Consider the following 23741-nt stretch of genomic DNA (forward strand, 5'->3'; position numbering starts at 1 on the left):
ACCGCCCCGTCGGTAGCGGATTGTCAACACGTTTTTCTGCTTTAAGTCTTTCCTGCTGCCTTGACGCTTGTTCAGGCACAGGATTGATGTTATATTTAAAAGGTCATAAGTATGGCTTTTTCGCCTTTTGTTTCATTTGCCATTACGCATTCGTCATGACGCATTCATACTTGCGACATTTATCAATGTGACCCTGGTGTTGGCTAAGCCCATGACTTTGGCACACACGGAGACAAATATGTATTTCGATATGCAGGCCCTGGAAGGAAAAAACACCTACAAACTGATGGGTAGCGTGGTGCTGCCGCGTCCCATCGCCTGGGTAGTTACACAGGCCGAGGATGGCGCCTACAATGCTGCGCCGTTTTCCTTTTTCAATGTGTTGTCTGGCGATCCGCCTGTCGTGGCGCTTGGTATCGGTCATCATGGCGACGAAAAGAAAGACAGCCTGCGCAATATTGAACGCACCGGCGAATTTGTTATCAACCTGGTGCCTGCTTCGCTGATGGACGCCATGAATATTACCGCCACCGAATATCCCTTTCACGTTGACGAACTGCAGGAAGCAGGATTGGCAACGCTGCCTTCGGAAAAGGTCAAGCCAGGTCGAATTGCCGGCAGCCCCGTGGCGCTGGAATGTCGACTGTGGAAGGAAATTGATGTCGATAGCAAGCGCATTATTTTGCTTGCCCGGGTTGAAGGCCTGCATGTGGATGACGCTGCGGTTATTGACGCGGATAAATGCTATATCGACGGCAACAAGCTGGACCTGGTCGGGCGCATGCATGGCGCCGGCTGGTATTCGCACACCCGGGATGCCTTCCAGCTGGCCCGTATTCCCTACAAAAAATCCGTGGCCTGATCAGTCAACTGCAGGACCCCGAAAAACTGCCACTTAACTCTTAAGAGACATGATGAAACTGCATTGGTCACCCCGCTCGCCATTCGTGCGCAAAGTAATGATCGTTCTTCACGAAACCGGCCAGGCCGACGCCGTTGAGCTGGTTCGCACACCGGTTGCCATGGCCGAACCGAATCTGACATTGCTGCCTGATAACCCCTTGATCAAACTGCCCACGCTGGTGCTGGACGATGGCTACAGTCTGTTTGATTCTCGCGTCATTTGCGAGTATCTGGCCTGGCGTGCCGCAGATCGAGGCCTGGCGCTGTTTCCTGAAGACCCGCAACGGCGTGTGCGCGTGTTAAGGCAGCAGGCATTGGGTGATGGTTTCATGGATGCCCTGTTGCTGTTTCGCCAGGAACGCAATAAGACTGAAGAGAAACAGACGCCTGCCTGGCTAAGCGCGTTTGCGCTCAAAACCGAAGCAACGCTTAATTTTCTGCAGGACAACGTAGGCGAGCTTGAGCAAAGCGGGTTTGATATGGGGGCCGTCACGATTGGCTGCGCGCTTTCCTATCTTGACTACCGGTTTGCCGACCTGAACTGGCGCCAGCGTGCGCCCGATCTGGCGCGCTGGCATGCCGAGGTGTTCGTGCGCCGTCCTTCCGTTGTCGCCACCGAGCCGGCGGAGACGCCTGAACGATAGCGCGCTTGCCTTTTGTTTTCAAAAAATATCACCGCAACAAATCCAGGAATATTTATGAGTCGTATCCCTTTTCCCACTGTAGAGACCATGAACGAAGCCCAGCGTGCCGTTTATGACGACATCGTGAGCGGCCCGCGTGGCCGGCTGGTTGGGCCATTGCGCGCCGTACTGCACAATCCGGAGCTGGCCCAGCGCTGGCAGAAGCTGGGCGAAATGCTGCGCTTTGGCACCAGCCTGCCGCCACGGTTGAACGAATTGGCGATTCTGGTAACAGCGCGCTACTGGAACAGTCAGATCGAGTGGTACATCCACGAGCAGGCTGCGCTGTCAGCCGGTCTGCCGCAGGCAATTGCAGATGAAATCAAGCGCTGCGAGGCACCGGGTTTTACCGAGCCGCAGGATGCCGCCGTTTATGAGTTTGCGCGGCAGTTGCTGGCGCATGGCACCGTTGCACCTGCTGTCTATGAGCGCATCCGCGCCTGGTTTGATGTGACCGGTGTAGTCGAGTTGACCGCCGTGGTGGGCTATTACACCATGGTATCCATGACGCTCAATGCCCACGAAATCCCGCTGCCCGATGGCGCGCCCGCGCCGCTGGTGCCTGCGCAGCGTGACGGCGTACAGGCCCTGAGCACGCTGGCGCCCATTTGTCTGGAGGATATCCCGGCGTGACTGAAAACTATATTCCCGATAGCGTGGAAATGCCGCGCATGCCAACGGCGCCTGCGGTGACATTGCCCGATGGCAGTTGTGATACGCATTGCCATGTCTTTGGTCCCTATACCGATTTTCCCTTGCACCTGCGTTCGACCTACGCACCGCCGGATGCGCCCGCAGCGCGTTATCTGAACATGCTCGATTCCGTTGGCGTGCAACGTGGGGTGCTGGTTCAGCCGGCGCCTTACGGCACCGATGTATCGGCCATTATTGACGCGATTGCACGTCGGCCTGAGCAATTGCGAGGCATTGGCGTGGCGGCCCCGGGTACCGATGAACAACAGTTGATGCAATGGCGCGCTGCCGGCATTTGCGGCCTGCGCTTTATTGAAGCGCGTGATCCGCAAGGCAATCTGTTTCCGGGAAGCGTGGGGTTTGACAGTATCGAGACGCTGGCGCCCGCCATGCGCGCAGCCGGCATGCACGTGCAGATGTGGGGCCCTTATGATCGTTACGAGCCATGGCTGGAGCGCGTGACTGATCTGGGCCTGCCTGTGGTCATTGATCATATGGCCAGTGTTGTGCTGGCCCGGGGCGTGCAGGACCCGCTGTTCCAGCTAATCTGCAGGTTGCTGCGCGAGAAACGTTTGTGGATCAAGCTGTCGGTGTGTCGGGTTTCGACCCAGGCGCCCGACTACGCCGATGTGCGGCCTTTTCACGACGCCCTGCTTGAGGCCAATGTAAACCGCGTGCTATGGGGCTCAGACTGGCCGTATGTGCGGATGGGCGAGCGTGCTCCGGATGTGGGCCGACTGATTGACCTGGCTTGGGAGTGGTTCGGCAACGACGCGACTCGCCAGCAGGTATGGGTAAAAAACCCATCGGAACTCTATGCATTTGCTGAAGGAGCAGGAAAGTAAATGGCGCTGGACAAGGAACAAATTGACGCTTTCCGGGATAGTGCCCGGGATCTTCTGTCACGTACAAACCATGCCGAGCGCATTCGCGCGCGGGTATTACAGTCGCCCACGCTGGACCTTGCGTTCTGGCAGCAAATGGCCGAAGCAGGCTGGCTGGCCGTGCTGGTTCCCGAGGAGCAGGGCGGGCTGGGTCTGGGGCTGGGTGAAATGAACGCCATTGCCCAGGAACTGGGCGCTGCGTTACCGGCAGAACCCCTGGTTGCCGTTGCCGTGCAGAGCGTGACACTGCTCAATTTACTGGAGTCAGGCCCATTGCGTGATCGTCTGCTTGCTGGTATTGCAGATGGATCCCTGATCGTTGGCACCGCGTGGCAGCAGACCGCGGGTCAGACCGGCGCGTGTTCGGGTCCTGCCGTTGCGGTCGATGGCCACGGGCAGGCTGTGTCAGGGAGTTTTGTTAATGTGTCGCCTGCCACTGGCGCAAGCGGCTGGCTCAGCCTGGCACGCGTGCAGGATGACGATGTCCTGTTGTGGATTGAAGCGGGCGCCGACGGCGTACAGATGAGCGATTTGCCGCGCGTCGATAGCGGCAGCCTTGGCACGTTGCAATTGCAGGCATGCCATGTTGATGAGGCACAAGTGCTTGCGCGTGGGCCCCAGGTGCTGGCTGCAGTAGATAAAGCCAATGACTACGCCCGGATTGCGCTTTCGGCGCAACTGCTGGGCTGTGCCCGGCGCGCCTTTGATACCACCCTGGAATACCTGAAGGTGCGGGTGCAATTTGGCAAGCCGATAGGGTCATTTCAGAGCCTGCAACATCGCATGGTAGACAGTTATATTCAATTGCAGATGCTCGAATTTGCCCTGTGGGAAATTACTGCAACGCCAGGGCAGGCGCCCGCTGCGCTGGCCATGCAGGCCAGCCGGCTCAAGGCCCGTGCGGAACAGGCTGCGGGTCAGGTTACCCGTCTGGCGGTGCAAATGCATGGCGGTATGGGGTATTCTGATGAGTCCGATGTCGGGCTGATGCTTAAAAAAGCCATCGCGCTATCCAGTGAACTGGGTAACCGACGCGCCCACCTGAGGCGCTATCTGAAGACGCTGCAACAGCAGCCGACTGACACTGCAGGTCACGCAGATGTGTCGGAAAAAACCTGGACATCGTTTCCTACCGACGGCGATTGGGACGCGATGCCTGAAGCCGAGTTCCGGCAGATGCTGCGCGCTTTTTATCGGACCCACTATCCAGAGCATTTACGGCATCGCAGCCGCCGCCTGCACTGGCACGAGATCGGTGACTGGTACCGCAAGCTGGCGCGCCAGAAGTGGATCGCGCCTTCGTGGCCCAAGCAATACGGCGGCATGGCATTGTCTGCGGAAAAAATGATTGCCTATATCGAAGAGCAGGAGCGCTACGGCGTAGGACGCCCGCCCGATCAGGGGCTGGTCATGCTGGGCCCGATTCTGATTCGCTATGGTACGCCCGAGCAACAGCAAAAGTATCTGCCCGCCATCTTATCGGGGGAGCATGTGTGGGCGCAGGGCTATTCAGAACCCAATGCCGGTTCCGATCTGGCATCGCTGCGTTGCGAAGCGGTGGCCGATGGCGACCATTTCGTGGTCAATGGCCAGAAAACCTGGTCGACGCTGGCCCAGGATGCCACGCATATGTTCATGCTGGTCCGTACGGACAAGGACGTCAAAAAGCAGGCTGGCATCAGCTTTCTGATGGTGGATCTGAAAACGCCGGGCATTACGGTCAGGCCGATACGCACCATTGCGGGAGACGAAGAGTACTGCGAAATCTTCTTTGATGATGTGAAAGTGCCTAAAGAGAATCTGGTGGGCGAACTCAATCAGGGATGGACAATTTCCAAGGCGCTGCTGGGCTTTGAGCGGCTGTTTAGCGGCAATCCCAAACATTCACAGAATACGCTGGCGATGATCGATAAGGTCATTGATGCTAACGGGTTGAGTGAGGATCCTGCCTTCATGGCCGAGTACGCCCAGTTGCACATGGATATTGCCGATCTGTCTTCCGCCTATGCAGCGTTTTCCGATATTGTCCGGCGCAATGAACCGTTGCCGGCCAATGTGTCGCTACTGAAAATATGGGCAACAGAAACGCATGAGAAGGCATCGCTGCTGTTGCTGGACGCGGCGGGAGAGCAGGCGGGCACGGCCGGTGCGGCTGCATTCGTGATTACCGGCCAGGGACAAGTTGCTGAGGCCGGCGAGCGGGTTGTGGCAGTGGATGATTTGCAGATGCCGCTATACAACGCGGCAGCAGCAAAAATATTCAGTGGCACCAACGAGATCCAGCGCAACATCCTGGCCAAGGTGGTGCTGGCGTTGCCAGCATCATGACCACGAGACTGACCGGCAGCGCGCGGGTCAAACCGTTGCCGTGCGTGCTGCTTTGAGCCGAAACAGGCTTGTGTACTTGGCATGAATGCGTAGGACGTCGCGGCGCCGGAGATGCCGAGAATACAACTGAAATTTGCCATTGAACAGCGCGTTCAATGGCGCATCTGACTATAGCAACTGAAATGAAATTGGAGTAGACATGGCACAAACGCTTTCGCATATCCGGGTGCTGGACCTGGGACGGGTATTTTCCGGACCGTGGACCGGTCAGATGCTGGCTGACCTGGGGGCAGACGTGATCAAAGTGGAGCGCCCCGGTCGTGGCGACGATGTCCGGCAGCAGGGCTACCGGGCCAGGGACGAAGCCGGCAACGAAACTGCCGAGACCTCGTCATTTCTGGCCATGAATCGGGGCAAGCGCTCCGTCACCGTCAATATGTCCAGTCAGGAAGGTCAGGACGTGATTCGCCAGCTGGTTAAACAGTGCGATGTGCTGATCGAGAACTTCAAGGCCGGCGATCTGGCTCGCTATGGTCTGGATTACGACTCGCTCAAAGCTATCAATCCACGGCTGGTGTATTGTTCCATTACCGGTTTCGGTCAATCCGGACCCTACAGTCATCGTCCGGGTTACGATCCGATTTTCCAATCGATGAGCGGTCTGATGAGTCTGACCGGCAATCCCGCAGAAGAGCCCGGCGGCGGGCCGCAAAAAGTCGGCTACGCAGTGTCGGACCTGACGGCAGGCTTTTATGCCATTATCGGCATTCTTGCAGCGCTGAACCATCGCGATGCGGTTTCAGGAGAGGGTCAGTATATCGACATTGCCCTGTTCGATGCCCAGGTAGCATCCATCGGGCATGTGGCCATGAATTATCTGGTGTCGGGCATTGTTCCCAAGCGGATGGGGACGGCCTCGCCCATTACCTGCCCGTATCAGGCCTTTGAATGCAGCGATGGGCATCTGATGATTGCCGTTGGCAACGATTCCCAGTTTCGCCAGCTTGTACAGCTGCTGGGGTTACCGCAGCTGGCAGATGATCCCCGTTTTGTATTGAACCGCCTGCGTGCACAAAACCAGAAGGAACTCATTCCGATGCTGCAGGCGGTGATGATCAAGCAGCCGATCCGGTACTGGCAGGATCAACTGGACGCCATGAACGTGCCTTGCGGGCCCATTAATGATCTGAGCCAGGTATTTGAGGATCCACAATTGCAGCACCGCGATATGCTGATGCATATGCAGCATTCGACCGCGGGCCGTATTCCGCAAATTGCCAATCCGTTGAAGCTGTCTGCCACGCCGGTCAATTACCGACGCCCGCCACCGACCCTGAGCGAGCATACTGACGAGGTGTTGAATGAGCTGCTGGGAATGGATCAGGCGGCTATTGCGGCCCTGCGTGAGAAGAACATCATTTGATGACGCGCCGCCCCGGTAACAGGGCGGTCACGCTGATGCACAACGTGGCCGGCAGTCCTGTCGTCGCTGCGCTTTAAGTGACGGCATTATTTCTGTCTTTACAAGCTCGGTGAATGCGCGTGTGCTGCGCCGTTGCGCGCGGCACGATTTTATTCATCATAAATAAGCAGCAGCATGGTGGCGACCAATGCGGGACGCGCTTCTCCCTCTATTTCAAAAGTATTTTCAAACGTGAATAGCGTGCCGCCATTTTTCGGTTGTGCATCGACCAGTGACTGCTGCAAGCGGACTTTGGAGCCCACCGGTACCGGGCTCACAAAACGCAGATGATTCAGGCCATAGTTCAGTCCTTTGCCGCGATTTTCAATCTTGAAAATGTCCCGCGCCAGCAGGGGAATCAGCGAGAGAATAAAAAAACCATGCGCAATGGTTTTGCCCTCGGGCATGTCCCGCTGCGCGCGGGTAATGTCAACATGCACCCAATGATCATCGCCGGTCAGGTGCGCATAGTGATCTATCTGGTCTTGCGTAACGGTAAACCACTGGCTTGTGCCCAGCGATTGTCCGCAATGGGATGCCAGTTCGGCAGGGGTTTTTACAAGCAACATTCGCATTCCTTTGATCTGGTATGTCCGCGCAGCAGGGAGGCGGACGGAAAAAAGGGCCGCTGGCTAAAGCGGCCCGGCCGGGCAATCGGACCCGCTGGCCCTGTGCTGCCGCGGCTTGTGCTGTTTACTGCCCGATGGTGACGCCGGTTGTCTTGACAATGGTCTCCCATTTCTTGCGGTCGGCTTCTACAAACTCGCGGGCTTGCTCCAGCGACATGGAGACCGGCGGCAGATAGCCCTGTGCTTCCAGGCGCGACACCGTCTCCTGCTCTTTCAAAACTGCATTCATGGAGGTGTTCAGGCTGGCCAGTATGGCAGGATCGGTCTTGGCAGGCGCAATCAGCAGGTTCCAGATCTCAATGCTCAGGTCAGGATAGCCGCTTTCGACCAGCGTCGGGACCTTGTCCATTTGCGGATAGCGCTGCGCACTGCTGACGGCAAGAAATTTAAGCTTGGGATTGCTCAATTGCGCCTTTGCGGCCGGTCCGGTCAGAATGCCGATAGGCACCTGACCGCCGATCAGATCGCTGGTCAGCGGCGAATCGCCTTTGTACGGAATATGTACGATGTCGAGGTCGGCAATTTTTTTGAAGTACTCGAAGACCAGGTGACCGGGCGTGCCTGCGCCGGATGTGCCGTAAGACAGACTCCCCGGCTTGGATTTGGCCAGCGCCACCAACTCCTTGATATTGCTGACCGGCAGGTCCTTGTTGACGGCCACCACAAGCGGAAGCGAGCCGATGTTGGCAATGGGAACCACGTCTTGGGGCTGATAAGGCACTTTCATGCCGATCAGACGGCCAATGATCGTGCCGCCTACCGGACCCACGCCCAGATTATAGCCATCGGGCTGGGCGCGGACCACCGAGCAATGCCAATGGTGCCGGCAGCGCCAGCGCGGTTTTCCACGACCAGGGTCTGTTTCAACTGTTTGGACATGCCGTCGGCCAGAATACGTGCGGCAGTATCGCTGGAGCCGCCCGGTGGAAACGGTACGGTCACCTTGATCGGCTTGGACGGGTAGGCGTCATCGGCGGCCAGCGCCGGCATAGGCGACAGCAGCGTAGCGCAGAGCGTCAGCGCAACTGCCAGGGCGCCCTGAATGCGCAAACCTGCGCCAGGGGCAAGGGACGAAATAGGGGAAGACTGTCTCATTGAGTTCCTCATTGATAATGTGATGTGCCTGTTTGTTTTTCTATCTAAGGCTGTGGCGGGTATCGCAGCACTGGACACTGGACATGCTAGGGTATTCTGTTAGTAATGTCAATAGGTCGTATTATTGAACTATATAGGCTATAATTATGTCCTAATGGTGCGGCGCGACATCGTGTTCGGGCGTCAGCGTGTCGACGCATGCGGCGCAGACGATACGCCAGGATAACGAGTCATGGTTTGTTGGCGGTGCGCATGACCACCGAAGCGGGCATAACAGTTTAAGGAGATGGAAGGATGAGTCAGAAAAGCGGACCATTGTCGCACGTACGGGTGCTGGACTTAAGTCGCATCATGGCTGCGCCATGGGCAAGCCAGTTGCTGGCAGACATGGGAGCGACGGTCATCAAGGTGGAGCGCCCCGGGCAGGGGGACGATACGCGAGCATGGGGTCCGCCGTTTTTGCAGGACGGCGCGGGCAACAACACGGCCGAAGCCGGCTACTATCTGTCGGTCAATCGTGGCAAGGAATCCATCACCGTTGCCTGGATACGCCAGAAGGCCAGCAGATTGTGCGCGATCTGGCCAAAGACTGCGATATCGTTCTGGAGAACTTCAAAACAGGTGCGCTGGCCAAATATGGCCTGGATTATGCCAGTCTGAAACAAGTGAATCCGCGCCTGATCTATTGCTCAGTAACCGGTTTCGGTCAGGACGGTCCGCGTAAAAACGAAGCTGCCTACGACTTTCTGATTCAGGCCATGGGCGGCTTGATGAGTGTGACCGGCGAGCGGGACGATAAGCCCGGCGGCGGGCCGCAGAAAGTGGGCATTCCTATCGTAGACCTGATGACAGGCATGTATACCGCGGTGGCTGTGCTGGCCGCCCTGGCCAATCGCGAGCAGACAGGCGAAGGCGAGTATATAGACCTGGCCATGCTGGACGTCCAGACTGCCGTGTTGTCCAATCAGGCCATGAATCATCTGCTGTCAGGCAAGACGCCCAAACGCGGTGGCAATGCGCATCCGAATATTCAGCCACAGGACGTCTATTCCTGCCAGGACGGGGAGGTCATTCTGGCTGTCGGCAACGACAGGCAATTTGTCAAATTATGCGAGGCATTGCAGCGGCCGGAGTTGGCCAGCGATGCGCGATTTAATGTCAATGCCCAGCGAGCGCGCAACGTTGCCGAACTGACAGCGCTGTTGCAGGAAGAATTCTCCCGCTGGCCGCGTGCCGAACTGGTTGCGGCCCTGAGTGCGGCCGGCGTGCCTTGTGGCCCGATCAATAGCATTGCCGAGGTATTCCAGGAGCCGCAAGTTCAGCACCGTCGCATGCTGCGCAGCGTGCCGCATCCTGCCGGTGTTGCGGTACCACAAGTCGTGTGCCCGATCAATTTTACCAATCGGCCGCTGCAGTTTGAGTCGCCGCCACCGCTGCTGGGCCAGCACACCGAAAAAATCTTGACCGATCTTGGTTATGACGCCGCGCGGGTTCGCCAGTTGCGCGAGTCTGGTATTGTTTGAAGCAAAGGAAAATCAATATGAACGAAATTCAGTTGGAAAAACAGGGAAAAATTGCCATTGTCACGCTGGACTCGCCGCCCGTTAATGCCTTGACCCTGGCGCGTTATGAGGCCATTACACAGACGTTTGAAGCGATCAATGCAATGGACGATATCAATGTCGTCGTGTTTACCGCCAAGGGCACCAAAGCCTTTTGCGCCGGACTCGAACTCAAGGAGTTTCTGGCCGCAACGCCGCAGGAAGATCCCGCAAGGGCCAAAGTAGTGCGTGCCACTTTTTATGCCATCCGCCATTGTGTTGTTCCAGTCATTGCAGCGGTTAATGGACCGGCGCTAGGTGCCGGCAGTGTGTTGGCCAGCAGTAGCGATATTCGCATCGCGTCGGAAAAGGCAACCTTTTCCATGCCGGAAATCAATGTCGGGCGTTGTGGCGGTGGCGCGCATACCGGTCGTCTGGTGCCGCAAGGCAGCTTGCGCTATATGGCCTTTACAGGCGAACAGATCAGCGCATGGGAAGCGCATCGCGTAGGTTTTGTAGAACGGGTGGTTGCACCACGGTTGCTGATGCCGACCGCGATGGATATGGCGCAGGTCATTGCATCCAAAAGCCGCATCGGCCTGGTGACCATGAAAGAGGCGTTGAACCGGATCGAAGCCATGCCGGTGGACGAAGGTTATGAACTTGAACAGCAGTACAGCACCAAACTCATGAACTCGGAAGATGCGCGTGAGGCTGTGCGCGCTGTCGTTGAAAAACGGGCGCCTGTGTTCAAGGGACGATAGTCTGATTGATGTGCCTTTGATGACATGGCCGGCTGCATGACTCGGTATAATGCAGTAGTTAATGGCAATGCCGCAGGAGAAAACGTGCTTATGCATGCGCTTTTCGACAGGCTGCGCCAACACAATGGACAGGAAGATGACACAAGCGCAGACCAAAAACAGTACCGCAGCAATTGACTTCAGCCGCAGCGCTGCCGCCCGCTATGTACAGCTGGCCAGCCTGTTTCGGCGCCGGGTCGAATCGGGGCAGTGGCCTGTCGGCTCGCAGATTCCCACCGTTGACGAATTGGCCGAGGAATGCAAGGTCGCCCGCGCAACGGTGCGGCAGGCCCTGGACTTGCTGGAAGCGGAAAAGCTGATTGAGCGGTATCGTGCAAAAGGTACCTTTGTTACCGGCAAGCCGCAAGAACAGTTCTGGTGCGAAGTGGCTTCCAACTGGGATGGTCAGCTTATTGCGCCTGAAGGGGTGAGTATTGAAATTCTGTCAGCCCGGGACCGGCGCATGCCGTCCTCGGCCGACCTGTCGCTGGGTAAGCTGGCGCAAAGTTACCAGTACTGGCACCGCCGTCACTGGCGCAACGGGCGCCCCTACTACCTGGGCGAAGTCTTCATCGACGAGAAAGTATGCCGGCGCATTCCGGCCAAGGCATTTGAAACCAAAACGTCCATGCGTATTTTGCGTGACTTGCCAGGGCTGGACATTGTCGAGGCCCACCAGACATTGACGCTGGGGTCGGCTGATCCTGAACTGGCCGACCTGCTGCAATTGCCGCTGAACGCACCGGTCGCCCATGTGCACCGTAGCGCTGTTGATCAGAATGGCACCATTGTTTTTATTGGCGACGGTATTTATCGGGGCGATGTGGTCCGACTGGATATTCGCCTGAAATAGACACGGTTAGGAGCACCCAGCCGGTTGCGGCAACAGGGCAATAGGGCGATAGGGCAGCAGAACACCATGGCAGCAAAGCGGTATGGCAGCTTGGTAACAGGCCGAACTAACGGCACAAGTTAACTGCCGGAACAGAGGCCTTGGCCAACAGGCACTGCGCTTTTATTTGCTGCTTGTGGCCAGTTTTACCGCCAGGCCAACAAACACCACGGCGGCCAGTTTGTTCAGCACGTGCTGGGCCAGCGCAGATTGCTTCAGATAGCGTCCCACAAAACTGGAAAAGGCGGCCACCAGGTTAAAGACCAGGAGCGCGCATATAATAAAAATTGCGCTCAGCATCAGCAATTGCTGCGTGACCGAGCCCGCTTCAGGACGGGCAAATTGCGGCAGAAAGGCCAGAAAGAAAATACTGAGTTTGGGATTGGTGGCGCTCATCAGAATGCCGCGCCGGTAAAACTGCAGGTCGCTGCGGCGCGAAGGCGCAGTCTGGCCAGAGGCAAAGACCGGCGGCGCGCGCCAGGCCTGCCAGGCCATATAGAGCAGATAGGCAGCGCCTACCAACTTGAGCACCAGAAACGCCGTCTGCGATGCGGCGATCAGGCAGCGACGCCGATGGTCACAATGAAGGTATGCCAGAGCAAGCCGGTGCACAGTCCCAGTGTAATCATGAAGCCGGCACGCCAGCCCCAGAACATGGATTGAAACAGCACGAACAGATTATCGGGCCCTGGCGAGAGCGCCAGCAGGCAGGCAATACCCGCGAAAACGAATGCGGTGTCGGCACTGATCATGATGTCTCCGGATCGGACGTGGCTATAATGGTTGACTGTTTGAATCATAAACCACAGGGTCGCACCATGTCTTCCGAATCTTCCATTCATACCCGTTTACAGCATCTGGGCACGGCGCCGTGTGACGCGCAGCATCCGGTTGCGCCAGTCGGTCTGCCGGCTATCCGCACCAGTACCGTGAGATTCAATACGGTCGAAGATCTGGAAGAAACCTATAAACGCAAAAGCCGCGGCGAACGATTAGTCACCTACGGTCGCATGGGTATGGAAACCCACGCCGCTCTGGAAGATATATTCTGCGCGCTCGAAGGCGGACAACGCGCCTTTCTGGCATCCTCGGGCCTGGGTGCGATCAGCATGGCCCTGCTCTCGCTGCTGAGCGCGGGCGATCATCTGCTGGTTGCAGATTGCGTTTACGGGCCGGTTTATCATCTGAACAATACTGTGCTAAAGCGCATGGGTATTGACGCCACCTTTACGTCGGCCAAGGATGTGCAGGCACTGGAACAGCACGTAAAGCCGAACACTAAAATACTGTATGTGGAAGCGCCCGGGTCTTTGCTCATGCAGATGCTGGACATGCCGGCGCTGGCCGAATTTGCCCGGCGGCAGGGGCTGATCCTGGTGACCGACAATACCTGGGGTTCCGGCTACGCCTATCAGCCCTGGCATTGGGGGCCGATGTCAGTATCGTGGCAGGCACCAAATATGTGGCCGGGCATTCCGATCTGATGCTGGGCGCGGTCATTGCCAACGATCCGGAACTCATCAAGACCATTGACACCAATCAGTATGCGATGGGGTTCTCCATTAGCGCCGATGATGCCTGGCTGGCCATCCGGGGGGTACGTACGTTGCCGGTGCGCATGCAACAGCATGCGCGCAATGCGCTGGCGATCTGCCAGTGGCTGGCGCAGCAGCCAGCAGTGCAACAGATTTTCCATCCGGCCTGGCCGCAAGATGCCGGCCATGATTTGTGGAAGCGCGATTGCACCGGCTCCAATGGCTTATTGTCGGTTGCGCTGACTCTGTCTGCTGAACAAATGCGTACTTTCGTCAATGCCTTGACGCTGTTCGGCATCGGTTATTCCTGGGGGGGGTACGAAAGCCTGGTGCAGTGGGTCGACACCGGTGCGTTGCGCAGCCATGCTTACTTTGATGATCATGCGAATGGCGATGTGCAGGTGGCGCGCCTGCATATTGGCCTGGAGTCCGTTGATGATCTGATTGCCGACTTGCAGCAGGCCATGCGTAAAGCGGGTGTGGTCTGAGCCGGCATGATTGCCGGCACCCGGGCGTGGATCTCTGCGGCCGCGTGGGTTGGTGAGGCAGGCCTGGCGGCAAGTACGTGTTTAATATACGCCCGATAGCTCAAAACGCGAGGCGGCCTGTGGTGAATGGTATCGTGTTTGGTATTTCATACCTCACACACTTTTCGCACTTTTCACCTCCAGAGGCCCGGGCACAAGCCTGTTGTGCGGCAGGCAGCCGCGATCAGGCACCGGCTGGCCGGTCTCCCATCAAACTGGCGGCTGGTGGAAGCAGCAGTTCGGCCGATTGCGCCTGGCGGGTCAGCGCCAATGCATCGATCAGTTGATCACAGGCGTAACGGGCTGCGTCAAATAGCGATGCACCGCACAGCAACTGGCCTGTGAGGGTGGCGCTGAACAGATCGCCTGTCCCCTTGGGCGAGGCATCAATGCGGGCATGGCTCAGGATTTTATGCTCGTGTCGCGTTACCACGGCCACCAGCATCTGGTTGTCGGGCCAGGCGGCGGGTGCCGCACTGGTGACCACAACCCATTGCGTGCGACCGGTCAGCAAGCGGCGCGCGGCAATGACCGTACTATCAATATCCGATCCTTCAATGCCCGTGAGCTGTTGCAGCTCGAAGCCATTGGGTGTGAGTCCGTCGGCCAGCGGCAGCAAATGGCGCAGATAGGCCTCTGTCATGTCCGGACTGACATATTGCCCAGTGTCATGATCACCCAGGACGGGATCTATCACGACCTGCAGGGCGGGGCGCGCCTGCAGGACACGCACAAGCCACTCAGCCAATAACCGGGCCTGCTGCGGGCCACCCATATAGCCTGTCAGGACAGCCCGCAGTTTTCCCAATGCGTTGCGTGCGAACAGATCGCTCAGATAGCCGCTGAACCATTCGCTAGGGATAGCACCGCCGTGAAACGAGGGATAGTGTGGCGTGTTGCTGAAGACGACGGTCGGGACCGTGGCGACGGTCAGGCCCTGTGCCTGGAGCGCGGGTACCGCTACGTTATTGCCTACGCGGCCGTAGACGACCTGCGACTGGACCGAGACTACATCAATGGGCAGTGGACGCAACGAAGACACCGGGTCGGTGTGCGCGCCAGGTTCGACGGGATTGGTCAACGTGCATCTCCTTGTTCGGCTGTTGGCCAGTAATAGGCGTCAGGCGTATCGCGTGCGCCGAAAATGGCCTGGCCGACGCGTACCACAGTCGCACCTTCTTCAATGGCAATTTCATAGTCGCCCGACATGCCCATGGACAGTTCATCCAGTGCGATGCTGGCAGGCGCGTCCTGGCGCAGCCGCTCGCGTAGTTCGCGCAGCAGTATGAAACAGTTGCGCACGCGTGAGGCATCGGCCGACAGCAGCGCCAACGTCATCAGGCCGCGCACACGCAAGGCTGAAAATGCCGGTAGTTGCTGTAAAAAGGCAGCGACTTCCTCTGGCGGCAGGCCATATTTGCTGGCTTCTCCGGAGGTGTTGACCTGCACGAAAACATCAAGCCCACGGCCTTCAGCCTGCAGGCGCCGCTCCAGGGCTTCGGCCACACGCAGGCTGTCCAGCGCCTGGAACTCGGTGGCAAAGCGTGCAACCAGCTTGGCCTTGTTGGTCTGCAAATGGCCGATCACCGACCAGTGCAGATCGCTCAGGTCTGCCATCTCTTCCCACTTGCGGTAGGCTTCCTGCGGCTTGTTTTCGCCGAACTGGCGACAGCCGGCCGCATAGGCCAGGCGCAGGCTTGCTGCGGGCTTGGTCTTGCTGACCGGGAGCAGGCGCACGCTGGACGGATCGCGTCCGACGCGCTGACAGGAGGCGTTAATGCGTGCCTGAACTGCCGCAAGATTATGCTGGAAGTCTTCGACAGATTCTGCCTGTGGCCAGCGGCCGTGCTGATCGTGCTGGGTGGGGGTATCCAAAGAGGGAGGTGTGCTCATGTGTCATCTCGCTGCCGGCAGGCCTGTTGCATTCAATGGTCGCGCAAGCACCGCAGCCATCGGCGTTCACGCCGGAATGAACGTTCCTGACTGCATCGCGCAATGGCGACGGCGTTCTTTTAAACTGTGATAATGCGGAATTATCGCAAGATTGGAAAAGAAAATCGGGTGAGCTGACAGTATAAACCCTGGCGCCCGGTTTTTCCGTGGCGTAGTCTGGCTGCCGGTACCTTGGTAGTGACAAGCGGCTCGCGATCCGGCGGCGTCGCTCCGCGTCGCACACCATGCTGCGTGCGAAACGCGCGCGGATACGGCGCGCGTTCGCTGTCGTTCTATTTTTTCTCGGCGAGAACCTGGTCAAGCAGTTTCTGTGCCTGCGTGATGCTGGACGCATAGTCACCCGTCATGCCGGGCGAGGTCACGTACTTGCCGCCGATGGCAAAAGAAGGCGTGCCTTCAATGGCGTAGGTATCGGTCATTTCTGCGGCGCGTTTGACCTTGGCTGTCACGCCAAAAGAGTCGAATGCCGAGGTAAAGGCAGCCTTGTCGATGCCCTGGCTGGCAACCCAGTCAATAATGGCAGCCTTGGTGAACAGTTTTTTGCCTTCCTGGTGAATGGCGTTGAATACTTTCGGATGCAGATCAAGCTTGTCCAGCGCTTCCAGCGAATAATACAGTTGCTGCATGGGTTGCATGGCGGCGTTGAAAGCGACTGGAACACGTACGAACGCGACATTGGCAGGCAAGGTTTTTACCCATTTTTCCACCATCGGTTCCATTTCTGCGCAATGAGGGCAGCTGTAGGCGAAAAATTCCATTACTTCAACTTTGTCTCCCGATCCTGAAGGCTGGGCGGTGTTCAATGTCTTGAATGCCGGTCCGGACTGGGCCATGACAGGAACAAAGGCTGCAGCACCGGTAAGCAGGGCGGCAGATACGAAACGGAGCACAATGGAGGATGATTTCATAGTCTGTTTGTGAAATTGGTTAATAATCGGGCACTCATGCCCGCGAGCCGCCACTGGATCCGGCGGTACTGCAATAGGACATGCTGCGCCCCGTAAAGTTCCCGCCTGACGTGCCCTGGCCTAGCGCACGATGGTGGAGTTGATTTTAGCCCCTGAGAGTTGGGCGCGGGATTCGCTCAGTTCCTTCTCGCTATCGAAGGGGCCGATACGCACGCGATTGACGTCCATATTGTTCACTCTGGCTTTCTGGATCTGCACATTGAAGCCCATCATGATCATGCGGGCGCGAAAGGCATCGGCCTCTTTCTCATCGCGGTAGGACCCCACTTGCAGGTAGCGCGGTGCACTGCTGCGGGTCTGCGCGGTGGCTGGCGTATTTGCTGCTGTGGTCTTGGGCGTGGTGGCCGGGCTTGCGCCGGTTTGTGCATTTCTGGAAGTAGCGGGTGCGGCGGCTGGCGCTTGGTGGCTGTCGTTTTTTCGCCGGGCAAGGTGTTAATCAGCGAGGCAATCTGGTCGTCATCCGTCTTGGGCGCTGCTTTTGTTGGCGGGGTTGCGGGCGTCAGGGTGCCGCCAGCGGTAAACGGCATATCGCCGGCATCTTCCGGGATGCCCAGTAGCGGAGGCAGTGGTTCAATTTTCGGGCGGGTCGGCGGCTGTTGTGCAGAATTGATGCTGCCGTCGTTGTTCATCCATGCATTTGGGTCGATCAGTGCTGCGCCCGGGCTGGGCGCGGCCTGGCCGGTAAGGGCGCCAGGCTGACCAGTAGTCGGTGACCGACGTTCCTGAATGGGAGAAGGCGAACGCATGATCATGAAAGCGGCCACGGCAGCCACGGACAGGCCGATGATCAGACCCAGCAGGATAGACGAAAATGTCATGCCAGAGCCGGAGGAAGACCGGGAACTGCGGGCGGCGGGGCGTTTCTTGCGTGTTGCCATAGTAGAACAGTCTCGCTTACATTTGCTGGGGTGCGGACACACCCAGCAGGCCAAGGCCATTGGCAATGACCTGACGGGTGGCATCGGCCAGACGCAGCCGCGCACGTTTCAGTTCGATATCGTCAAGCATGATGCGTTCGGCGTTGTACCACGAATGGAAGTCGGCTGCGCATTCCTGAAGCCAGAATGCAACCTGATGCGGCGACAGTTCCTGTCCTGCCGTTTGAATCAGCCGGGCAGCTCTGCCAAGCGCTTGAGCAGCGTGATTTCCGTAGGGGCCACCAGCCTGCTGCTGTCGGCGCTGGCCAGACCTTCTGTGAGGTCGGCCGAGTCGCGCAGCAGCTTGCAGATGCGCGCATGTGCATACTGGACATAATATACCGGATTCTCCTCGCCTTTTGCCAGTGCCAGATCAATATCAAACACAAACTCGGTGTCTGCCTTGCGCTGGATCAGGAAGTAGCGAACGGCATCCTGCCCGACCCAGTCGATCAGATCGCGCATGGTGACATAGCTGCCGGCGCGCTTGGATATTTTGACTTCTTGCCCGTTGCGCATGACCTTGACCATCTTGTGCAGAATATAGGACGGGTAGGTTTTGGGTATGCCCAGATTCAGTGCCTGCAGGCCCGCGCGCACACGGGCAATGGTGCCGTGATGGTCTGTGCCCTGGATATTGATGGCGTGGGTGTAGCCGCGATTCCATTTGCCCACGTGATAGGCTACGTCGGGTACGAAATAGGTGTAGCCGCCATCGGACTTGCGCATGACCCGGTCTTTGTCGTCGCCGGTGCCCAGTTCCGTTGTTTTCAGCCACAGGGCGTTTTCATGTTCGTACGTGTAGCCGCTGGCGATCAGTTTGTTGACGGTATCTTCCACCTTGCCGTCGCTATAGAGCGAACTTTCTAGATAGTAATTGTCGAACTTCAGACCGAAAGCCTGCAGATCAAGGTCCTGCTCGCGACGCAGACAGGCCACGGCAAACTGGCGGATGTCTTCCAGCGCATCCAGATCTCCCGAGGCCGTGACGCTGCGATCATCTGCTACAACGGTTGCCTTGTTGACGTAATCGCGGGCAATGTCGGCAATATACTCGCCACGATAGCCATCGCTGGGGTAGGCCGCATCGTCCGGGCTGATGCCGCGGGCACGGGCCTGCGTGCTGACCGCCAGGTTGTGAATCTGGTTGCCGGCATCATTGTAATAAAACTCGCGCAGCACATCGTAGCCGCCGGCATCCAGCAATCGGCAGACGCAGTCGCCCAGGGCCGCCTGGCGGGCATGGCCGACGTGCAGGGGGCCGGTGGGATTGGCCGAGACAAATTCCACAATGACTTTCTCGTTGCGTCTGGCGGCATTGCCGTACTGGCCGCCCTGCTGCGTAATGGCGTGCAGGACCTGCTGGTGCGTTGCCTGCGTTAGTCGCAAGTTGATAAAGCCAGGACCGGCCACATCGGCCGATTCCACCACGCCGGCGGCGGCCGGGTTGGCCAGCACATGGGCGACAATCTCCTGGGCCAGTTCACGCGGGTTCCGACGAGCGGGCTTGGCGATCTGCATGGCGACGTTGCTGGCAATATCGCCGTGATCGGCCTGCTTGGGGCGTTCCAGTTTGATAACCGGGGTAGCCTCGGGAAGGGTATGGTGAACGGCTGCCTGAAGCAGCGAAAGTAAGTGTTGTTGCAGCTCGGGGAGCATGGCGTCCGGGGGGTGGAAAAAAGCCAGATTTTACCATACCTGGCCTGTCTGTAACTCAAAGCCAGTGGTTTGCCGCAGCCACCGGGCATAGGCCTGGATGTCGGCGCGACCGACAATTGGCTGGCTGATCAGCGCTTTTTCTTTACCGGGCGGCACTGCCATCATGTTGCCGTAAAACAGGTCGGCGATCGTCAGCGGCCGGGATTGCGGCAGATCGCGTTCGATAAACTGTTCGACCTGCATGCGTCGGGTTCGGCCGACATGTGCAGACTGATGCTGCCTGATTGAGGTCCCGTCGAGGCCTTCCATTTCACGGTCCGGTTTGAGTGTCTCCCGGGCCGGATCCTGCCATTCATAGCGCATGAGATTGTTATGGACCAGCGGGTTGCGAATGCGCAGGGCGGTTCGCGGCAGCGGCCGCCAGGTGATGCCCGCCGTCCGGCCCTGTTGGTACATCCATTGCAGCGTTACATTACCCAGATCGCCCGGCAAGCCGCTGGCGTTGGCTACGTGGGTGGTATCCGCGGCCTGTATAGAGCCCCCCATATCGGAGTGGTTGCCCATAAAGCCGACTTCGTGAAAATTCTGGCGCTCACCGTTGCCAATGGAGGTTAGCGGGAAAATATTGTTATGTTCATTCAGGGCCACGGCATGGGCAACCCACTGCCAGGCGGGAGATACCTGATAGTTGTAGGCTGCGTTGTTCGAGCCCAGCACGCCAAGCTGCGTAACCGTATCGAACAGGCCCATGAAACGCAAATCCAGGCAGGCACTCACGGTCATAAAGGCATCCGGGGCCTGGCCATTGTTTGCAAAGGGCGTGTGGACCCGGGCGCTGAACAGGCCGTCTTGCGTCTGCTGCAAAATCTGGTTCGCAAAAATACGTGCCGCCGCTGCGCCGCGGGAAAAGCCGATGACGTCGATCGGAATGTGGCCGTTGGCGTTTTTCAGTGAGGGTGCGTCCCGAAAGAGGGAACTGATCAGCCGATGCATCTGGGTGCGCACGATGCCGGCGACAGACTCTCCGGCCAGGGCATCGGCAGGGCGCAGCAACACGCCTAGCGGACCCATCACGTAAGGGCTTTGCAGGGGATTGGTCGTGCCGTAGACAGCCGGTTCGGCAAACGCATACAGGCCATCGCTGGTGCCTGGGCCGCCAATATAGTGGACAGGGCCTGAGTCGTACAGTTTTTGCAGTTTGTACACATTCGAATTGGTGTCGCTGCCCTGGTTACGGGTGCCGTCAAAGGCAAATAACAGCAACCCCAGCGGATCAACATAGCGGCGCGGTTGCGCGGCGGCATATCCCAGGGGGTCAGTGCCGGGAACAGGGCCTATCGGGTCGGGTTCAAGATAGTGGCCAAAAGCCGGGTCGTACGTGCGGTAGATATTATCGAACCAGCCGGTGGCCTCGTCCTCATACTGGCCAGGGTAGCGCAAGGGCAGTTGCACACGAGCGATCAGTGGCGTTATCTTTCCTTCCGGTTCAGGCCGCGCCAGCCAGACCGGTTGCGCCTGCATGTTGGTAACAGCAAGCGGCAGTCCCTGGGTATCGGTGTGGATAAAGTGCAGCGTTGCCGCGGATCTGTCGTTCAGCAGACGGCGCAGCGTAGCGTGTACGGATGCGTCTGCCGACGTCGCGAAAGGCGCCTGCGGTTTGTCGTTGAATGCTGCGGGCCTTATGTATTCGATAAAGGCGACCGGCACGGCACCCGCATATATGTAGCGTCTTGAAATAGCGCCGTTGGCGGGTGCTCGTAGCGGCGAGCCAGTGGGTACAGTCCAGTGGCCGATCACCCGGTTGTCCTGATAATAAAAGTGGGTAAACGCCTGCGGGTCGTGGCGGGCAATACGTTGACCCTGGCCGTTGTATAGATTTTGTTGAATACGCCGATTTTGCTGGTAGACCGCTACAAGTCGGCGGTTGATGCCGTAACGCGTTTTCAGGCGACCAACCTGCACCGGCAAGCCACTGGCATCCCGTCTGATACGACTGCGCCGTGTGCGCTGGCCGTCAAATCGCGCAATACTGGCGCCGCTGCGGTCCCAGGCATACCAAACGCGCCGCTTTCCGGAAGCGACTGGTGTGCGTGTTAACTGTCCTTTGATGTAGCGGTAATGCTGCTCGGTCATTCCGGCCAGCCGCTGCCGCCCATCGTAAAAATAATATCGACGAACGGCGCTGGCAACTGCCGCATAATAGTAATCTTCCTTGAGGATGCGCCCGCTGCGCCCCACCAGGCGGTCCAGGCCCAGGATCGGACGGCTGGCCGTGCCGGTAGAGGCTACCACATGCAATTGCTGGCGGCCGGAGCCATCCTGAAGGTACTGCATCCGAATCTGATTGCCGAAGGTGGCTTCACCTGCGGCTGTTATGTGCAGAACGGGGTGCCGCTGTAGCCGGGCGTCTTCCCAGACAATGCGGTGCAACTGCTGCCCAGAGGTATATGTGTAGAGCAGGCGGCCGCCCTCGGGTAGCAACTGTATATGCTGGCGGGCCTGCGGATAGCGCAGAATCATGTCTTCATAGGACACCGGGTAAGGATTCTCTGTGCTGACGGGTCTGGAAATCCGGATCCGCAAGGCGCCGCTGGCCCGATTCATGGCATGCACTTGTGTTTCGTTGGCATGCTTCAGGGTGACGTCGCCGTTGTCTGCATAATGAAGGGTGGTCGTGGCAACAACAGGTGCTGCATGCCCCGGAGCCTGGCCAGTGGGAGAGCCGGATGTGGTGGATTCGTGCAAGACGCGCAGGCGTTGCTGCGCATCATACTCGTAAGACCAGCGCACGCCGTTGGCAAAGGTCTGGGTGGTGGGCAACCCCTTGCTGTTGTACTGGATGTGCTGGCTGCCGGTGAGTATGCTGGACCAGAAAATACCTCGTCCTTGCCGGTCGTAGTGCAACTGCAGGCCGGGCCAGGGCCCGTTGGGCAGACTCAGTCGTGCCGGCATGCCGTTGGGGTAGCGGGCGATATGCAGGCCATTGACGTAGGACAGGCGTCCCTGCCCATCATACGCAGCCCGTAACCCAGGTGCGGCGCAACCGATGCATCCATGACCTTTGACCGATTCGAGCAGATATCGGCCGTGGACGCGTCGCCAGACGAAGCTTGTATGCTGTCCGTTGCCATCTGTGACGCGGGTGATGCTGCGTTGCGCACCGGCGGCGCCATAGCTGAACAACTGGGTGCCCGTGCCGGTGGGCTGATCGTGCAGCACGGCCCGGATCACTCTGCCGCTTGGGTCATATTGCCAGGTCCGCAAGCGGTAGCGTTGTACAACGGGGTCAGGCAGATTCGCCATAAGTGGAGCGCGGGCTGTTGTGACCGATATGGCGGCGGATTGGGCAGAAGACTCCAGCACGGGCAGGGCGCCGGCAACAAGGGGGTTGTTGGCGTGTGCGTTGCTGCGGGGCACGATCGCCATGCCCGTCAGTTTGTATGGGTCTCCTGCCTGATAAGCTGGTTCGTATAGGTATAGCGTCAGCCTGTCACCATCCCTGGTAGCGGATACCAGACGCCCGGCAGATAGATCGTAGCGATATCGGATGGGTCCATGTGGCGTATCGATTCGGATCAGGCGTGTGCGGGCAGGCACGCGATTATTCTGGGTGTAATGAAACACCAGGATTTGCCCGGCCTGACTTGTGACTTGACGGATCCTGTCGGCAAAAATCGAGGCGCGGCTGTAGCGCTGTATCTGCAGGTGGTGTCCGGCCACGTTCAGTGCGGTCAGCAACCCCTGACGGTTAAAGGAGAGGGTACTGCCGTCAGGCCAGCGCCAGACCCAGCCGCTATCGGCAACCATCAGTCGCCCATAGGCAGGGATAACGGCCGGAACAGTTTTGCCAGTTCGTCTGCCAAACAGGATGCGCGAGCCATCGGCCTGGGTAATTTGCAGGCCTTCGGGCGTGCGTTGCAGATCAATATCGAAATTGTGCCGCCAGCCCGCGCCCAGTCCCCGGTCTGACCGGTCCATTGCGTTATAACTGCGCACCAGCAGCAAGCCGTCATGGCGCAGCGGCAGATCGGTTGTTTCCTGGTATTTGTTGCCGGTGGCCAGATTAACCGGGTTGCCGGCACCGCTATTGATGACCGGCTCATTGGCACCCAGGGTAAAAGGGTTGTTGCTGCGGCACGGATGGCCGGTGCCGGCCGCCGGACGCACGCATTGCGCAATATTTGCTTGTCCGGCAACGGCCTCTGGGCAAAATGGAGCATGCCTGCAAGCACCAGAATCAGGTGCGTGCAAGCAGGAAAAATTGAGCGA

General features: G+C 58.4%; 17 protein-coding genes and 4 pseudogenes. 10 read left to right on the forward strand and 11 right to left on the reverse strand.

What is annotated here, in order from left to right:
- Positions 1–238 precede the first annotated feature (238 nt).
- The 6 genes from TKWG_RS01755 to TKWG_RS01780 all read left to right on the forward strand — a co-directional run bounded on the left by TKWG_RS01755 (position 239) and on the right by TKWG_RS01780 (position 6914).
- Positions 239–862: a flavin reductase family protein gene (locus tag TKWG_RS01755; RefSeq protein ID WP_041708896.1), complete on the forward strand. Its 624-nt coding sequence runs from the start codon at positions 239–241 to the stop codon at positions 860–862.
- 52 nt (positions 863–914) lie between these two features.
- Complete coding sequence (locus tag TKWG_RS01760) at positions 915–1547, forward strand: glutathione S-transferase family protein (RefSeq protein WP_014749170.1); 633 nt, start codon at positions 915–917, stop codon at positions 1545–1547.
- Between the two features lie 54 nt (positions 1548–1601).
- Complete coding sequence (locus TKWG_RS01765; protein WP_014749171.1) at positions 1602–2219, forward strand: carboxymuconolactone decarboxylase family protein; 618 nt, start codon at positions 1602–1604, stop codon at positions 2217–2219.
- On the forward strand, positions 2216–3124 hold the full coding sequence (locus tag TKWG_RS01770; RefSeq protein ID WP_014749172.1) for an amidohydrolase family protein: 909 nt from the start codon (positions 2216–2218) through the stop codon (positions 3122–3124). The genes TKWG_RS01765 and TKWG_RS01770 overlap by 4 nt, the downstream gene beginning before the upstream one ends.
- Entirely contained in the window at positions 3125–5491 is a 2367-nt protein-coding gene (locus TKWG_RS01775; protein ID WP_014749173.1) for an acyl-CoA dehydrogenase, read from the forward strand.
- Between the two features lie 199 nt (positions 5492–5690).
- The gene (locus TKWG_RS01780) at positions 5691–6914 is read left to right on the forward strand and encodes a CaiB/BaiF CoA transferase family protein (RefSeq protein ID WP_014749174.1); all 1224 of its coding nucleotides are present in this window, start codon (positions 5691–5693) and stop codon (positions 6912–6914) included.
- A 149-nt stretch (positions 6915–7063) separates the two neighbouring features.
- Here the strand turns inward: TKWG_RS01780 and TKWG_RS01785 are convergent, their stop codons facing one another.
- From TKWG_RS01785 to TKWG_RS25675, 3 genes are all read right to left on the reverse strand, one after another.
- Positions 7064–7522: a MaoC family dehydratase gene (locus TKWG_RS01785; protein ID WP_014749175.1), complete on the reverse strand. Its 459-nt coding sequence runs from the start codon at positions 7520–7522 to the stop codon at positions 7064–7066.
- 124 nt (positions 7523–7646) lie between these two features.
- Complete coding sequence (locus TKWG_RS01790; protein ID WP_081489193.1) at positions 7647–8387, reverse strand: Bug family tripartite tricarboxylate transporter substrate binding protein; 741 nt, start codon at positions 8385–8387, stop codon at positions 7647–7649.
- On the reverse strand, positions 8339–8677 hold the full coding sequence (locus TKWG_RS25675; protein ID WP_014749177.1) for a tripartite tricarboxylate transporter substrate-binding protein: 339 nt from the start codon (positions 8675–8677) through the stop codon (positions 8339–8341). Before TKWG_RS25675 ends, TKWG_RS01790 begins: the two co-directional genes overlap by 49 nt.
- A 294-nt stretch (positions 8678–8971) precedes the next feature.
- Between TKWG_RS25675 and TKWG_RS01795 the strand changes: the two are divergent.
- The 3 genes and pseudogenes from TKWG_RS01795 to TKWG_RS01805 all read left to right on the forward strand — a co-directional run bounded on the left by TKWG_RS01795 (position 8972) and on the right by TKWG_RS01805 (position 11874).
- Positions 8972–10200 (forward strand): annotated as a pseudogene (locus tag TKWG_RS01795) (CaiB/BaiF CoA transferase family protein).
- 17 nt (positions 10201–10217) lie between these two features.
- A complete protein-coding gene (locus tag TKWG_RS01800; RefSeq protein ID WP_014749178.1) occupies positions 10218–10982 on the forward strand; it encodes an enoyl-CoA hydratase-related protein in 765 nt (254 codons plus the stop codon).
- Positions 10983–11118: 136 nt separating this feature from the next.
- Positions 11119–11874 carry a GntR family transcriptional regulator gene (locus TKWG_RS01805; protein WP_148274454.1) on the forward strand — a complete coding sequence of 252 codons (756 nt, stop codon included), beginning with the start codon at positions 11119–11121 and terminating at the stop codon, positions 11872–11874.
- A gap of 162 nt (positions 11875–12036) precedes the next feature.
- Here TKWG_RS01805 and TKWG_RS01810 read toward each other — a convergent pair.
- Positions 12037–12665, reverse strand: a pseudogene (locus tag TKWG_RS01810) (LysE family translocator).
- A 66-nt stretch (positions 12666–12731) separates the two neighbouring features.
- On the opposite strand from TKWG_RS01810, the pseudogene metC reads away from it, so the two are divergent.
- Positions 12732–13936, forward strand: a pseudogene (gene metC / locus TKWG_RS01815) (cystathionine beta-lyase).
- Positions 13937–14159: 223 nt separating this feature from the next.
- Here metC and pdxK read toward each other — a convergent pair.
- The 7 genes and pseudogenes from pdxK to TKWG_RS01845 all read right to left on the reverse strand — a co-directional run bounded on the left by pdxK (position 14160) and on the right by TKWG_RS01845 (position 23639).
- Positions 14160–15056 (reverse strand): pyridoxine/pyridoxal/pyridoxamine kinase, encoded by an 897-nt coding sequence (gene pdxK / locus TKWG_RS01820; RefSeq protein ID WP_014749182.1) that lies wholly within the window; start codon positions 15054–15056, stop codon positions 14160–14162.
- Positions 15053–15868 carry a YggS family pyridoxal phosphate-dependent enzyme gene (locus TKWG_RS01825; protein WP_041708898.1) on the reverse strand — a complete coding sequence of 272 codons (816 nt, stop codon included), beginning with the start codon at positions 15866–15868 and terminating at the stop codon, positions 15053–15055. The genes pdxK and TKWG_RS01825 overlap by 4 nt, the downstream gene beginning before the upstream one ends.
- A 332-nt stretch (positions 15869–16200) precedes the next feature.
- Positions 16201–16836, reverse strand: a complete 636-nt coding sequence (locus TKWG_RS01830; protein WP_014749184.1) for a thiol:disulfide interchange protein DsbA/DsbL — start codon at positions 16834–16836, stop codon at positions 16201–16203.
- 120 nt (positions 16837–16956) lie between these two features.
- Complete coding sequence (locus tag TKWG_RS22185) at positions 16957–17163, reverse strand: SPOR domain-containing protein (RefSeq protein WP_171815103.1); 207 nt, start codon at positions 17161–17163, stop codon at positions 16957–16959.
- A complete protein-coding gene (locus TKWG_RS01835; protein WP_148274455.1) occupies positions 17112–17714 on the reverse strand; it encodes a hypothetical protein in 603 nt (200 codons plus the stop codon). Before TKWG_RS01835 ends, TKWG_RS22185 begins: the two co-directional genes overlap by 52 nt.
- Before the next feature lie 76 nt (positions 17715–17790).
- Positions 17791–19472: pseudogene (gene argS, locus TKWG_RS01840) on the reverse strand (arginine--tRNA ligase).
- A gap of 30 nt (positions 19473–19502) precedes the next feature.
- On the reverse strand, positions 19503–23639 hold the full coding sequence (locus TKWG_RS01845) for a phospholipase effector Tle1 domain-containing protein (protein WP_014749187.1): 4137 nt from the start codon (positions 23637–23639) through the stop codon (positions 19503–19505).
- Between the last annotated feature and the right edge of the window lie 102 nt (positions 23640–23741).

It is taken from the genome of Advenella kashmirensis WT001 (genome assembly GCF_000219915.2).
Taxonomy (GTDB): Bacteria; Pseudomonadota; Gammaproteobacteria; order Burkholderiales; family Burkholderiaceae_B; genus Advenella; species Advenella kashmirensis.

Bases quoted from the DNA above. Each gene is read 5' to 3' on its own strand.
- TKWG_RS01755 (WP_041708896.1), top strand. From the start codon at position 239: ATGTATTTCGATATGCAGGCCCTGGAAGGAAAAAACACCTACAAACTG.
- TKWG_RS01760 (WP_014749170.1), top strand. From the start codon at position 915: ATGAAACTGCATTGGTCACCCCGCTCGCCATTCGTGCGCAAAGTAATG.
- TKWG_RS01765 (WP_014749171.1), top strand. From the start codon at position 1,602: ATGAGTCGTATCCCTTTTCCCACTGTAGAGACCATGAACGAAGCCCAG.
- TKWG_RS01775 (WP_014749173.1), top strand. From the start codon at position 3,125: ATGGCGCTGGACAAGGAACAAATTGACGCTTTCCGGGATAGTGCCCGG.
- TKWG_RS01780 (WP_014749174.1), top strand. From the start codon at position 5,691: ATGGCACAAACGCTTTCGCATATCCGGGTGCTGGACCTGGGACGGGTA.
- TKWG_RS01785 (WP_014749175.1), bottom strand. From the start codon at position 7,522: ATGTTGCTTGTAAAAACCCCTGCCGAACTGGCATCCCATTGCGGACAA.
- TKWG_RS25675 (WP_014749177.1), bottom strand. From the start codon at position 8,677: ATGAGACAGTCTTCCCCTATTTCGTCCCTTGCCCCTGGCGCAGGTTTG.
- TKWG_RS01800 (WP_014749178.1), top strand. From the start codon at position 10,218: ATGAACGAAATTCAGTTGGAAAAACAGGGAAAAATTGCCATTGTCACG.
- TKWG_RS01805 (WP_148274454.1), top strand. From the start codon at position 11,119: ATGACACAAGCGCAGACCAAAAACAGTACCGCAGCAATTGACTTCAGC.
- TKWG_RS01825 (WP_041708898.1), bottom strand. From the start codon at position 15,868: ATGAGCACACCTCCCTCTTTGGATACCCCCACCCAGCACGATCAGCAC.
- TKWG_RS01830 (WP_014749184.1), bottom strand. From the start codon at position 16,836: ATGAAATCATCCTCCATTGTGCTCCGTTTCGTATCTGCCGCCCTGCTT.
- TKWG_RS01835 (WP_148274455.1), bottom strand. From the start codon at position 17,714: ATGACATTTTCGTCTATCCTGCTGGGTCTGATCATCGGCCTGTCCGTG.